The organism is Phytopseudomonas dryadis (assembly GCF_004327355.1).
GTDB classification, from domain to species: Bacteria; Pseudomonadota; Gammaproteobacteria; order Pseudomonadales; family Pseudomonadaceae; genus Aquipseudomonas; species Aquipseudomonas dryadis.
In genome coordinates, this window is the sequence record NZ_QJUM01000001.1 from 225,892 (window position 1) to 239,586 (window position 13,695).

The following is a 13,695-nucleotide window of genomic DNA, read 5'->3' on the forward strand; positions in this document are numbered from 1 at the left end:
CCGCCTTGTCGGCAGTCCGGCGCACATTCCGCGCAGAAGCCTCTGGCTCGACGCGGGCAATGCCCCGTGGTTCTGCTTCGCGAAAAAGCGTCTGAACGACACCGGCCCTCGACAGGCCGGCATCGGGCGAACGACTTCTCAGCGTTTCTTGCGATTGGCGACGTGGATGGCGCCGCCATTCACCGCCAGCGCTGCCTCGTGCAGGGCTTCGGACAGGGTCGGGTGCGAGAAGACCATCATGCCCAGGTCTTCGGCGCTGGTGCCGAACTCCATGCCGATGGCACCTTGCTGCACCAGTTCCGCTGCGCTCGGGCCGATCACGTGGACGCCCAGGACGCGGTCGGTAGTGGCATCGGCGATGACCTTGACGAAACCGCCGGTATCGTTGGCGGCCATGGCACGGCCACTGGCGGCGAACGGGAAGGTGCCGACGTTGACTGCAACGCCCTCACCCTTCAGTTGCTGCTCGGTCTTGCCGACCCAGGCGATTTCCGGATGGGTGTAGATGACCGAAGGAATCAGGTCGTAGTTCATCTGCGCCTTGTGCCCGGCGATGCGCTCGGCCACCATCACGCCCTCTTCCGAGGCCTTGTGCGCCAGCATCATGCCGCGCACCACGTCACCGATGGCGTAGACGCCCGGCACGCTGGTGGCGCAATGATCGTCGACGAAGATGTAGCCGCGCTCGTCGAGGTCCACACCGCTGTCGGAGGCCAGCAGGTCGGTGGTGACCGGGCGACGGCCGACTGCAACGATCAGCTTGTCGAAGACGATCTTCTGCTCGCCTTCGCCATCGGTATAGTTGACGGTGACCTGCTTCTTCTTCACTTCGGAACCGGTCACGCGGGCGCCCAGCTTGATCTTCAGGCCCTGCTTGGTGAGGGTCTTCAGGGCTTCCTTGGCAATCGCTTCGTCAGCCGCCGGCAGGAACTTGTCCAGGGCTTCCAGTACGGTCACTTCGGCACCCAGGCGCGCCCACACCGAACCCAGCTCCAGGCCGATCACGCCAGCGCCGATGACGCCCAGCTTCTTCGGCACAGCCTGGAAGTCCAGGGCGCCGGTGGAGTCGACGATGACGTCCTGGTCGACCGGAGCCGGCGGGATGTCGATCGGACGCGAACCGGAAGCGAGGATCACGTTCTCGGCCTCGACGACCTGGACCTTGCCATCCTTGTCGGTGACTTCGACCTTCTTGCCGGCCAGCAATTTGCCGTGGCCTTCGAGCAGGGTCACGCCGTTGGCCTTGAACAGGGTGGAAACGCCGCCGGTCAGGTTCTTGACGATGGTGTTCTTGCGACCCACCATGGCCGGCACGTCGATGGTGACGCCCTTGGCGGCGATACCGTGAACGGCGAAGCCTTCATGGGCTTCGTGGTATTTCCAGGAGCTGTCCAGCAGCGCCTTGGAGGGGATGCAACCGACGTTGAGGCAGGTACCACCGAGGGCGATCTTGCCCTCCTTGTCCTGATACTGCTCGATGCACGCGGTCTTCAGGCCGAGCTGGGCAGCCTTGATAGCGGCCACGTAGCCGCCAGGGCCGGCACCGATGACTACCACGTCGAATTTCTGGCTCATAAAAAAGATTCCTTTTCAGCTTCAAGCATCAAGCCACGAGCGGCAAGGCGAAGCGCTTCTGCTTGAAGCGCGTCGCTTGCAGCTTGTAGCTGGCGTATTAGATGTCCAGCAGCAGGCGAGCTGGGTCTTCCAGCAGGTTCTTGATGGTCACCAGGAACGTCACGGCTTCTTTGCCATCGATCAGGCGATGGTCGTAGGACAGGGCCAGATACATCATCGGCCGGATCACCACCTGACCATTGATCGCCATCGGACGCTGCAGGATGTTGTGCATGCCCAGGATGGCCGCTTGCGGCGGGTTGACGATCGGGGTCGACATCATCGAACCGAAGGTACCACCGTTGGTGATGGTGAACGTACCGCCAGTCATCTCGTCGATGGACAGTTTGCCATCACGGGCTTTCTTGCCGAAGGTGGCGATGCCGCTCTCGATTTCGGCCAGGCTCATCGACTCGGCGTTGCGCAGTACCGGTACCACCAGACCACGGTCGCTGGATACGGCAACGCCGATGTCCGCGTAACCATGGTAAACGATGTCGGAGCCGTCGATCGAGGCGTTGACCGCCGGGAAACGCTTCAGCGCCTCGGTGGCGGCCTTGACGAAGAACGACATGAAGCCCAGGCGTACGCCGTTGTGGGACTTCTCGAACAGATCCTTGTACTTCGAACGCAGGGCCATGACTTCGGTCATGTCGACTTCGTTGAAGGTGGTCAGCATGGCCATGTTCGACTGTGCCTCGACCAGGCGACGAGCGACGGTGGCACGGACACGGGTCATCGGCACGCGCTTCTCGGTGCGATCGCCAGCGGCCACGACCGGAGCCGCCGCAGCGCTCGGCTTGGCCGCGGGAGCGGCAGCCGGGGCATTCTTCTTCGCGTCGACAGCGGCGACCACGTCTTCCTTGGTCACGCGACCGCCCTTGCCCGAGCCGCTGATGCTGTTCGGGTCGATGCCGTTTTCTTCGGCCAGCTTGCGTGCGGCAGGCGACAGGATCTGCTCGTCACCAGCAGCCGCGGGCGCTGCGGCAGCGGTCTGCGCCGGTGCGGCAGCCTGGGCTGGAGCGGCGGCCGGTGCAGTTGCAGCGGCACCGCCTTCGGTCAGCGTGCCCAGCACTTCGTTGCTGAGCACGGTGTCGCCTTCGTTCTTGACGATTTCGGCGACCACGCCATCGGCTTCGGCCAGCACTTCGATCACGACCTTGTCGGTCTCGATGTCGACGATCAGCTCATCGCGCTTGACCGCCTCGCCCGGCTTCTTGTGCCAGGTGGCCACGGTGCCATCGGCGACCGATTCCGGGAAGGTAGGGGCTTTGATCTCGATAGCCATTGCGTTCGTTTCCTTAAATTCGGTTTCTTCTACGAGGCGGCCTCAAGGCCGCCTCCTGCGCGAAAGCGTTAAACGGTAAAGGCGTCCTGGAGCAGCTTTTCCTGTTGCTCGGCATGCAGCGAGGCATAACCGCAGGCAGGGGCGGCCGAGGCATCACGTCCCGCGTACTCGAGCACCAGTGCCTTCTTGTGGGCGCTGGCGACGCGACGCATGTGATGCTGACTGCAGTACCAGGCACCCTGGTTCATCGGTTCTTCCTGGCACCAGACGATGTGCTTGAGGTTCTTGTAAGCGGAGAGAACCTCGGTCAGATCGTCTTCCGGGAACGGATAGAGCTGTTCGATACGCACGATGGCGACGTCTTCGCGGCCTTCGGCGCGGCGCTTCTCCAGCAGGTCGTAATAGACCTTGCCGCTGCACAGGATCAGGCGTTCGACCTTCTTCGGCTCGATCGAGTCGATTTCCCCGATGACGGTCTGGAACGAACCGCCGGCCAGATCTTCCAGGGTCGATACCGCCAGCTTGTGGCGCAGCAGCGACTTCGGCGTCAGCACCACCAGCGGCTTGCGCAGCGGGCGGATGACCTGACGACGCAGCAGGTGGTAGATCTGCGCCGGCGTGGTCGGCACGGCGACCTGGATGTTGTGCTCGGCACACAGCTGCAGGTAACGCTCCAGGCGCGCCGAGGAGTGCTCCGGGCCCTGCCCTTCATAACCGTGCGGCAGCAACATGGTCAGGCCGCACAGACGGCCCCACTTGTGCTCGCCGCTGGAAATGAACTGGTCGAATACCACCTGCGCGCCGTTGGCGAAGTCGCCGAACTGGGCTTCCCAGATCACCAGCGCATTCGGCGTGGTGGTGGCGTAGCCGTATTCGAACGCCAGTACCGCCTCTTCCGAGAGGAGGGAGTCGTACAGGTCGAAACGTGGCTGGCCTTCGTACAGGTTCTGCAGCGGCAGGTAGGTGCTGCCGTCCTTCTGGTTGTGCAGCGCCGCATGGCGGTGCGAGAAGGTGCCACGGCCCACGTCCTGACCGGTGATACGGATCGGGTGCCCCTCGACCAGCAGGGTCGCGTAGGCCATGGTTTCGGCGTAGCCCCAGTTCAGCGGCAGGCCGCCCGCGCCCATCTTCTGGCGATCTTCGTAGATCTTCGCCACCTGGCGCTGGACGACGAAGCCTTCCGGCGTTTCCAGCAGCTTGCTGGACAGTTCCTGCAAGGTCTTCAGGTCGAAACGGGTATCGTGGCGCGCGGTCCAGGTGTGACCCAGGTAGGGACGCCAATCGACGAACAGCTCCTTGTTCGGCTCCTTGACCAGGCTCTTGACCACGTGCTGACCGTTGTCCAGCGCGGTGCGGTACTCGTCGACAGGCGCCTGAACGGCTTCGGCCGACAGGCGTCCGGCATTGGTCAGCGCCTCTGCATACAGCTCACGGGTGGTGCGCTGCTTGGCGATCTGCTGGTACATCAGCGGTTGGGTGCCGCTCGGCTCGTCGGCCTCGTTGTGGCCGCGGCGACGGTAGCAGACCAGGTCGATGACCACGTCGCGCTTGTACTGCATGCGGTAGTCGACGGCCAGCTGGGTGACGAACAGCACGGCTTCCGGATCGTCGCCGTTCACATGGAAGATCGGCGCCTGGATCATCTTGGCGACGTCGGTGGCGTACTCGGTGGAACGCGCGTCGTCGGCCCGGTTGGTGGTGAAACCGACCTGGTTGTTGATCACGATGTGAATGGTGCCGCCGGTCTTGTAGGCACGGGTCTGCGACATCTGGAAGGTTTCCATGACCACGCCCTGACCGGCGAAAGCCGCGTCACCGTGGATGGAAATCGGCAGAACCTTGTCGCCGGCCGCGTCGCTGCGACGATCCTGACGGGCACGCACGGAACCCTCGACCACCGGGGAGACGATTTCCAGGTGCGACGGGTTGAACGCCAGGGCCAGGTGCACTTCGCCACCGGTGGTCATCACGTTCGAGGAGAAACCCTGGTGGTACTTCACGTCACCGGAGCTCAGGCCTTCGACCTTCTTGCCCTCGAACTCGTCGAACAGGTCGCGCGGGTTCTTGCCGAAGGTATTGACCAGCACGTTGAGGCGGCCACGGTGGGCCATGCCGATGACGATTTCCTTGGTGCCGTAGGAGCCGGAGCGCTGAATGATCTCGTCCAGCAGCGGGATCAGGCTCTCGCCGCCTTCCAGGCCGAAGCGCTTGGTGCCCGGGTACTTGGTGCCCAGGTACTTTTCCAGACCCTCGGCGGCGGTCAGGCGCTCGAGCAGGTGCCCCTGCACCTCGGCCGAGATCTGCGGACGCCCGCGCACGCCTTCCAGGCGCTGCTGGAACCAGCTGCGCTGCTCGGAATCGGTGATGTGGGTGAACTCGGCGCCGATGGTGCGACAATATGTCTGATGCAAAGCATCGCGAATTTCGCGCAGAGTGGCCTCTTCCTTGCCGATGGCCAGACCACCGGTACGGAAGGTGGTGTCGAGATCGGCATCGGTGAGGCTGTAGTGGTTGATCGACAGATCAGCCGGCACCGGACGCTGCCACAACCCCAGCGGATCGAGTTGTGCAGCCTGATGGCCACGCATGCGGAATGCCTGAATCAACCGCAGCACTTCGACCTGTTTCTTTTCGTGCTCACTGCTCACGCTACCGGCGGACGCAGGCTGAGCGCGACGCTGGTTTTTTGCCAGCAACACGAAATGATCACGGATCGTCGAATGCGATACGTCAGTGGCAGTACTGCCTTCGGACGGCAACTTATCGAAATAAGTACGCCACTCTTCCGGCACGGCGTTGGGATCGTGCAGGTAGAGCTCATAGAGCTCTTCCACGTAGGCAGCGTTACCACCGGATAGGTGGGCACTGTCCCACATGCGCTGCATCACGCTTTCTTGCATGCTTGGTCACCCTCGGTAAGGGGACACCACCGGCGTGGAAACCGCTCGGGCTTTCGAAGTCCTGAAGCAGCGACTTCGATAAAGCCACCACGGATCCCGCAGATAGTCCGGGCACCAGCCCGGATGCCCCTGCTGGTCGTCATATTTTTCGAGTAAGGGCCGCGGCGGCTAGGCCGTAGCCCTGGCTATACTACAACACCGACTCGAGGTCGGTGTTGCAGGCGTTGCAGGTCTAGCAAAGAACTTGCTCAGGTTCCGCTTTGCAGCAGCATGTTACGCACGTGACCAATGGCCTTGGTCGGATTGAGACCTTTGGGGCATACGTTCACGCAGTTCATGATGCCGCGGCAGCGAAACACACTGAATGGATCATCCAGGGACGCCAATCGTTCCGCAGTCTTGGTATCACGGCTGTCGGCCAGGAAGCGATAGGCCTGCAGCAGCGCGGCGGGACCGAGGAACTTGTCCGGGTTCCACCAGAACGAAGGACAGCTGGTCGAGCAGCAGGCGCACAGGATGCACTCGTACAGGCCATCCAGCTTCTCGCGCTCGTCCGGGGTCTGCAGGCGTTCGATGGCCGGCGCCGGCGTATCGTTCTGCAGGAATGGCTGCACCTTCTCGTATTGCTTGTAGAAGATGCTCATGTCGACGACCAGGTCACGGATGACCGGCAAACCGGGCAGCGGACGGATGACCAGCTTGTTGCCCTTGATCACGCTGGAGATCGGCGTGATGCAGGCCAGGCCGTTCTTGCCGCTGATGTTCATGCCGTCGGAACCGCACACGCCCTCGCGGCAGGAGCGACGGTAGGAGAAGCCTTCGTCCTGTTCCTTGATCAGGGCCAGCACGTCGAGCACCATCAGATCCTTGCCGTCGATGTCGACCTGGAATTCCTGCATGAACGGCGCAGCGTCCTGTTCCGGGTTGTAGCGATAAACGCTGACTTGCAAAATTTTGGCTAACGACATATCGCTCACCCTTAATAAGTACGAACTTTGGGTTCAAACGCCGGAACCGTCTTCGGCGCAAAGTTGACATCGCGCTTGGCCACGCGCTTCTCACCCGGGAAGTACAGGGTGTGGCACAGCCAGTTGGTGTCGTCGCGGTCCTCGAAGTCTTCGCGGGCGTGGGCGCCACGGGACTCGGTGCGGGTGTCCGCAGCGATGGCGGTGGCTTCGGCCACTTCCAGCAGGTTCTGCAGCTCCAGCGCCTCGATCCTGGCGGTGTTGAAGGCCTGGCTCTTGTCGGCGATCTTGACGTTGGCGATACGCTCGCGCAGGTCGCCCAGCTGGGCGATGCCCTTCTTCATGTATTCGCCGGTGCGGAATACGCCGAAGTAGTTCTGCATGCACTGCTGCAGTTCCTTGCGCAGTGGCGCAACGTCCTCACCGCTGCTGCGCTCGTTGACGCCGGAAAGACGCTTGAGCGAAGCCTCGATATCGCTCTCGCTGGCACCACGGACGTCCACGCCTTCCTTCAGCGCCTTTTCCAGGTGCAGGCCGGCGGCACGACCGAACACCACCAGGTCGAGCAGCGAGTTGCCGCCCAGGCGGTTGGCGCCGTGTACCGATACGCAGGCCACTTCGCCCACGGCGAACAGGCCCTCGATGATGCGGTCGACACCGTTGGCGTCCTGGGTGATGGCCTGGCCATGGATGTTGGTGGCGACGCCGCCCATCATGTAGTGGCAGGTCGGGATCACCGGCACCGGCGCGACCACCGGGTCGACGTGGGCGAAGGTCTTGGACAGTTCGCAGATACCCGGCAGGCGGCTGTGCAGCACTTCCTCGCCGAGGTGGTCGAGCTTGAGCAGCACGTGATCCTTGTCCGGGCCACAGCCGTTGCCGGCGATGACTTCCTTGACCATGGAACGGGCGACCACGTCACGACCGGCCAGGTCCTTGGCGTTCGGCGCATAACGCTCCATGAAGCGCTCACCATGGGCGTTGATCAGGTAGCCACCCTCACCACGGCAACCCTCGGTGACCAGTACCCCGGCGCCGGCGATGCCGGTCGGGTGGAACTGCCACATTTCGATGTCCTGCACCGGCACGCCGGCACGCAGGGCCATGCCCACGCCGTCACCGGTGTTGATCAGGGCGTTGGTGGTCGAGGCGTAGATACGGCCGGCGCCGCCAGTGGCCAGCACCACGGCCTTGGAACGGATGTACACGGTTTCGCCGGTTTCGATGCAGATGGCGATGGCACCGACCACGGCGCCGTCCTGGTTCTTCACCAGGTCGACGGCATACCACTCGTTGAGGAACGAGGTGCCGGCCTTCAGGTTGGCCTGGTACAGGGTGTGCAGCAGTGCGTGACCGGTACGGTCGGCCGCGGCGCAGGTACGCGCGGCCTGGCCACCCTTGCCGAAGTCCTTGGACTGGCCACCGAACGGACGCTGATAGATGCGGCCCTGCTCGGTACGGGAGAACGGCAGCCCCATGTGCTCGAGTTCGAACACCGCTTCCGGGCCCACGGAACACATGTATTCGATGGCGTCCTGGTCACCGATGTAATCGGAACCCTTGACGGTGTCGTACATGTGCCAGCGCCAGTCGTCGTTGGGGTCGTTGGAGGCGATCGCGCAGGTGATGCCGCCCTGGGCGGACACGGTGTGCGAGCGGGTCGGGAAGACCTTGGTGACCACCGCGGTCTTGTGGCCGCCCTGCGCCAGCTGCAAAGCAGCGCGCATGCCGGCGCCGCCACCACCGACGATGATGGCGTCATAAGAAAGAGTACGAATGCTAGTCATGAATCAGAAACCCCAAAGAATCTGCACGCCCCAGACGAAGAACACGAACATGGCGATGCCACACGCGGCCTGGAAGAGAAAACGCACCACGGTCGCCCACTTGCCCAGCGCGGTAGGCGTCAGGTAGTCGGTGGAAATCGTCCACATGCCGACCCAGGCGTGGACGCCCAGCGCCACCAGGGTCAGCAGACTGAAGATGCGCATTGCATTATTGGAGAACAGACCATGCCATTCGGCATACCCCATGCCCGGATTGAGCAGGATGTAGCTCAGCAGGAACAGGACATAAGCCGCCAGAACAACCGCGGAGACGCGCTGGGCCATCCAGTCATAAAGGCCCGAGCGCGAGAAATTCGTGACATTAGTTACCATATCCACACCCCCAGCAGCACGATCACGATCGCCGAAACGACGAGTACGATTTTCGAGCCCAGCTTGCCGCCTTCCAGCGTCTCGCCGATGCCCATGTCCATGATCAAGTGGCGTACACCGGCCACCAGGTGGTACAGCAGAGCGGACAGCAATCCCCAGATCACGAACTTGGCCAGCGGGCTGGTCAAGCATTCTTTCACCTGGGCGAAGCCCTCCTCCGACGACAGCGACTTGTCGAGCCCGAACAGCAGCACGGCAATGCCGACGAAGAGGATGACGCCAGAGATACGGTGAAGAATGGACGTGTAAGCAGTGACTGGGAGTTTGATAGTCCTAAGGTCTAAGTTTACAGGTCTTTGGCTATTCACGGCTTTATTATCACACTGAGAGCCCCTAACTATCAGGGCAAAGTTGTCGGGAAGTGCACTGGTCAGGTACCCATCACCCAAGGAGTGACAACCACCAGAATACAGGCCCAGGGCCCGTGGCAGTCGGGCGCAGAGTATAGACAGTTAGGTCGCTAATGACAACGCGGAGACCTCGACCTTATACCGATTGCACGGCACGTGAAAATGACGTAAAGGGGCGTGCCATTTTGTCGCACAGGAGCGCGCAAACCCTTCTGCCAGCTGGGTTTTCGCAAATTGACTTTCGGATTTATCACACTATAGTGGTGCGGGCCCTGCGTGGGGGGCCGTACTGATGATTTCAAGCATAACTAGGAGGCCAAACATGGCTGACAAAAAAGCGCAGTTGATCATCGAGGGCGCAGCCCCCGTCGAGCTGCCCGTTTTATCCGGCACCCTTGGTCCCGATGTGATCGACGTACGGGGCCTCACCGCCACGGGCCGTTTCACCTTTGATCCTGGCTTTATGTCCACGGCGTCGTGCGAATCGCAGATCACCTATATCGACGGCGACAAGGGCATTCTGCTGCACCGCGGCTACCCCATCGAGCAACTGGCAGAGAAGTCCGACTACCTGGAGACCTGCTACCTGCTGCTCAATGGCGAGTTGCCCAATGAAGAGCAGAAAGCCCAGTTCGTCAGCACCATCAAGAACCACACCATGGTTCACGAACAGCTGAAGACCTTCTTCAACGGCTTCCGCCGCGACGCCCACCCGATGGCGGTGATGTGCGGCGTGGTCGGCGCCCTGTCGGCCTTCTACCACGACTCCCTGGACATCAAGAACCCGCAGCACCGCGACATTTCCGCGATGCGCCTGGTCGCCAAGATGCCGACCATCGCCGCCATGGTCTACAAGTACTCCAAGGGCGAGCCGATGATGTACCCGCGTAACGACCTGACCTACGCGGAAAACTTCCTGCACATGATGTTCAACACCCCGTGCGAGATCAAACCGATCAGCCCGGTGCTGGCCAAGGCCATGGACAAGATCTTCATCCTCCATGCCGACCACGAGCAGAATGCCTCGACCTCCACCGTGCGCCTGGCCGGCTCGTCGGGCGCCAACCCCTTCGCCTGTATCGCCGCCGGCATCGCCGCCCTCTGGGGCCCGGCCCACGGCGGCGCCAACGAAGCCGTCCTGGCCATGCTCGACGAGATCGGCGACGTGTCGAACATCGACAAATTCATCGCCAAGGCCAAGGACAAGGACGATCCGTTCAAGCTGATGGGCTTCGGCCACCGCGTGTACAAGAACTTCGACCCGCGCGCGCAGGTCATGAAGCAGACCTGCGACGAAGTGCTGGCCGAGCTGGGCATCAACGACCCGCAGCTGGAGCTGGCGATGAAGCTCGACGAGATCGCCCGTAACGATCCGTACTTCAAGGAACGCAACCTGTACCCGAACGTCGACTTCTACTCGGGGATCATCCTCAAGGCGATCGGCATTCCGACCAGCATGTTCACCGTGATCTTCGCCCTGGCGCGTACCGTCGGCTGGATCTCGCACTGGAAGGAAATGCTCTCCAGCCCGTACAAGATCGGTCGCCCGCGTCAGCTCTACACCGGCCACACCCAGCGCGACCTGGACAAGTAACAGGCATCCAGCCTCAGCCGCTACGGACAATGCCCATATCCCGCGATATGGGCATTTTCATTTCTACTCCGAGCCACGCTGGCCTTATCATGACGCCCTGTTTCGTCCGACGGGCCTGCCATGAAATTCGCCATTGCCCTGTTTTCCCCGCCGTCGGCGCCCTCCTCGCGCCGCGCCCTGCGTTTTGCCGAGGCCGCGCTGGCCGACGGCCATGAGATCGTGCGCCTGTTCTTCTACCAGGACGGCGTGCACAGCGCCTCGAGCAGCATCGTCAGCGCCCAGGACGAAACCGACGTCGCCGGCCAATGGCGCGCCCTGGTCGCCGAGCACCGGCTCGATGCCGTGGTGTGCATCGCCGCGGCCTTGCGCCGTGGCGTGCTGGATGCCGATGAAGCGCGGCGCTACGAGCGCGACGCCGCCAACCTGCAGGCGCCCTGGGTGCTGTCCGGCCTGGGCCAGCTGCACGAAGCGGTCCAGTTGGCCGACCGCCTGATCTGCTTCGGAGGAAACTGAGATGAGCCACTCCCTGCTGGTCATCAGCCGCCAGTCGCCCTGGAGCGGCCCCGGCGCGCGCGAAGCGCTGGATATCGCCCTGGCCGGCGGCACCTTCGACCTGCCCATCGCCCTGGCATTTCTCGACGATGGTGTGTTTCAGTTGAGCGCCGGCCAGCAGCCGGCGGCCGTGCAGCAGAAGGACCTGGGCGCCAACCTGCAGGCCCTGCCGCTGTTCGGCGTGCAGGCCCTGTACGCCAGCCAGCGCAGCCTCGAAGAGCGCGGCCTGGGCGACAGCCCACTGAACCTGGAGGTGCAGCGCCTGGATGACGCGCAGTTGCGCGACCTCATCGACCGTTATGACCAGGTGATCACCCTCTGATGGCTACCCTGCACCTTCTCTCCCACTCGCCCTTCAGCGATACCCGCCTGGACAGCTGCCTGCGCCTGCTCGGCCCGGGCGACGGCCTGCTGCTGTGCGGCGACGCCACCTACGCCCTGCAGCCGGCCAGTCGCCATATCCGGGCCCTGGCGCAACTGGACGAGGGCATCGAGCTGTTCACCCTGGAGGAAGACATGCAGGCTCGTGCCTTGCAAGCCGGGCCAGTGCAAGTGATCGACTACCCGCAGTTCGTCGCCCTCGCCTGCCGCTTCGACAAGGTCAACAGCTGGCTATGAACGCACTGATCGTCGACAACCGCGCCATCGCCCTGGACAAGGACGGCTACCTGGTCGACCTCGACGACTGGTCGAACGGCGTGGCCGAGGCCCTGGCCCAGCGCGAGGGCCTGGCGCTGAGCGCCGAGCACTGGGAAATTCTCACCCTGCTGCGCGCCTTCTACGGCGAATTCCAGCTGTCGCCGGCCAATCGCCCGCTGATCAAGTACGCGGCCCTGAAACTGGGCGCCGACAAGGGCAACAGCCTGCACCTCAACCGCCTGTTCAATGGCACTCCCGCCAAACTCGCCGCCAAGCTGGCGGGCCTGCCGAAGCCGACCAATTGCCTATGAACCTGACCACCCCCGCCGAGCATCCCTTCGCCCAGTTCGTCCGTATCCTCGGCAAGGGCAAGCGCGGCGCCCGCAACCTGACCCGCGAAGAAGCCCGCGAGGCGATGGGCATGTTGCTCGACGACCAGGTCGAGGACACCCAGCTCGGCGCCTTTCTGATGCTGCTGCGGCACAAGGAAGAAAGCGCCGAGGAAATGGCCGGCTTCGCCGAGGCGATACGCGCCCGCCTGCAGGTCCCGAGCCTGGCGGTCGACCTGGACTGGCCCAGCTACGCCGGCAAGAAGCGCCACCTGCCCTGGTTCCTGCTGGCGGCCAAGGCGCTGGCAGCCAGTGGCGTGCGCATCTTCATGCATGGCGGCGGCGCCCACACCGCCGGGCGCCTGTACAGCGAGCAACTGCTCGGCGAACTGGAGATCCCCCTGTGCCGCAGCTGGATCGAGGTGCAACGGGCGCTCGATGAGCAGCACCTGGCCTTCATGCCGCTGGGCGACTGGATGCCCCGCCTGCAGCGCATGATCGACCTGCGCAATACCCTGGGCCTGCGCTCGCCGATCCATTCCCTGGCGCGCATTCTCAACCCCCTGTCGGCGCGGTGCGGCCTGCAGAGCATCTTCCATCCCGGCTACCAGGCCGTGCACCGCGAAGCCAGCCAGCTGCTCGGTGACCCGGCCCTGGTGATCAAGGGCGACGGCGGCGAGATCGAGCTCAATCCCGATGCCGTCAGCCACCTGTACGGCACCGCCGCCGGGCAGAACTGGGACGAGGACTGGCCGATGCTGTCGCCACAACGCCACGTCAAACCCGAACGCCTGGACCCGGCGCAACTGCGCGCCGTGTGGCTGGGCGAGGCCGAAGATAGCTACGGCCAGCTCGCCGTCATCGGCACCATGGCCCTGGCCTTGCGCGGCCTGGGCCTGCCGCGCGAGCAGGCCTTCGAACAGGCGCACAGGCGCTGGGCCGCGCGGCGTCTATCGAGCTAGGGGGCGCGTCACACATCAAATGTCGTATCCGGGCAAACGGACGGAGTGATCGCTCAAAGACGATAACGGCCGCTCACCCCATAGGGTGGGAAATGCTCTTTTCCCCACCATTGCGATTACAGATCGGTGGATGGGTCGAGCCGCGCAGGGTGAAGCCTCAGCTACGCGCCCAGGTTCGCTACGGATTGCCTCCTGAAGAGCCCCTCTCCCCAGCCCTCTCCCGGAGGGAGAGGGAGCCGATCCGTGGTGGTTCCGGGGCTTGTACCAGCCTCAGGGCTTGCGC

At 63.3% G+C, this 13,695-nt stretch carries 13 protein-coding genes; 6 read left to right on the top strand and 7 right to left on the bottom strand.

The annotated features are described in order from the left end of the window. Positions 1 to 138 precede the first annotated feature (138 nt). From lpdA to sdhC, 7 genes are all read right to left on the bottom strand, one after another. Positions 139 to 1,575 carry a dihydrolipoyl dehydrogenase gene (gene lpdA / locus DNK34_RS01060; protein ID WP_131174187.1) on the bottom strand — a complete coding sequence of 479 codons (1,437 nt, stop codon included), beginning with the start codon at positions 1,573 to 1,575 and terminating at the stop codon, positions 139 to 141. Positions 1,576 to 1,672: 97 nt separating this feature from the next. After that, positions 1,673 to 2,902, bottom strand: a complete 1,230-nt coding sequence (odhB, locus tag DNK34_RS01065; RefSeq protein ID WP_131174186.1) for a 2-oxoglutarate dehydrogenase complex dihydrolipoyllysine-residue succinyltransferase — start codon at positions 2,900 to 2,902, stop codon at positions 1,673 to 1,675. Positions 2,903 to 2,970: 68 nt separating this feature from the next. Next, positions 2,971 to 5,802, bottom strand: a complete 2,832-nt coding sequence (locus DNK34_RS01070) for a 2-oxoglutarate dehydrogenase E1 component (RefSeq protein ID WP_131174185.1) — start codon at positions 5,800 to 5,802, stop codon at positions 2,971 to 2,973. A gap of 248 nt (positions 5,803 to 6,050) precedes the next feature. After that, positions 6,051 to 6,755: a succinate dehydrogenase iron-sulfur subunit gene (locus tag DNK34_RS01075; protein WP_131174265.1), complete on the bottom strand. Its 705-nt coding sequence runs from the start codon at positions 6,753 to 6,755 to the stop codon at positions 6,051 to 6,053. A 26-nt stretch (positions 6,756 to 6,781) separates the two neighbouring features. Continuing rightward, the gene (sdhA, locus tag DNK34_RS01080; protein WP_131174184.1) at positions 6,782 to 8,554 is read right to left on the bottom strand and encodes a succinate dehydrogenase flavoprotein subunit; all 1,773 of its coding nucleotides are present in this window, start codon (positions 8,552 to 8,554) and stop codon (positions 6,782 to 6,784) included. Between the two features lie 3 nt (positions 8,555 to 8,557). Next, complete coding sequence (gene sdhD / locus DNK34_RS01085; RefSeq protein WP_131174183.1) at positions 8,558 to 8,926, bottom strand: succinate dehydrogenase, hydrophobic membrane anchor protein; 369 nt, start codon at positions 8,924 to 8,926, stop codon at positions 8,558 to 8,560. Then, a complete protein-coding gene (sdhC, locus tag DNK34_RS01090) occupies positions 8,920 to 9,294 on the bottom strand; it encodes a succinate dehydrogenase, cytochrome b556 subunit (RefSeq protein WP_131174182.1) in 375 nt (124 codons plus the stop codon). Before sdhC ends, sdhD begins: the two co-directional genes overlap by 7 nt. A gap of 364 nt (positions 9,295 to 9,658) precedes the next feature. On the opposite strand from sdhC, the gene gltA reads away from it, so the two are divergent. From gltA to DNK34_RS01120, 6 genes are all read left to right on the top strand, one after another. Continuing rightward, positions 9,659 to 10,930, top strand: a complete 1,272-nt coding sequence (gltA, locus tag DNK34_RS01095; protein ID WP_131174181.1) for a citrate synthase — start codon at positions 9,659 to 9,661, stop codon at positions 10,928 to 10,930. A gap of 120 nt (positions 10,931 to 11,050) precedes the next feature. After that, positions 11,051 to 11,443 (top strand): sulfurtransferase complex subunit TusD, encoded by a 393-nt coding sequence (gene tusD, locus DNK34_RS01100; RefSeq protein WP_131174180.1) that lies wholly within the window; start codon positions 11,051 to 11,053, stop codon positions 11,441 to 11,443. A 1-nt stretch (position 11,444) separates the two neighbouring features. Continuing rightward, a complete protein-coding gene (gene tusC / locus DNK34_RS01105) occupies positions 11,445 to 11,804 on the top strand; it encodes a sulfurtransferase complex subunit TusC (RefSeq protein ID WP_131174179.1) in 360 nt (119 codons plus the stop codon). After that, positions 11,804 to 12,100 (top strand): sulfurtransferase complex subunit TusB, encoded by a 297-nt coding sequence (gene tusB, locus DNK34_RS01110; RefSeq protein ID WP_131174178.1) that lies wholly within the window; start codon positions 11,804 to 11,806, stop codon positions 12,098 to 12,100. The genes tusC and tusB overlap by 1 nt, the downstream gene beginning before the upstream one ends. Continuing rightward, positions 12,097 to 12,432, top strand: a complete 336-nt coding sequence (locus tag DNK34_RS01115) for a TusE/DsrC/DsvC family sulfur relay protein (RefSeq protein WP_131174177.1) — start codon at positions 12,097 to 12,099, stop codon at positions 12,430 to 12,432. The genes tusB and DNK34_RS01115 overlap by 4 nt, the downstream gene beginning before the upstream one ends. After that, positions 12,429 to 13,412, top strand: a complete 984-nt coding sequence (locus tag DNK34_RS01120; RefSeq protein WP_131174176.1) for a glycosyl transferase family protein — start codon at positions 12,429 to 12,431, stop codon at positions 13,410 to 13,412. Before DNK34_RS01115 ends, DNK34_RS01120 begins: the two co-directional genes overlap by 4 nt. The last annotated feature ends 283 nt before the right edge of the window (positions 13,413 to 13,695 follow it).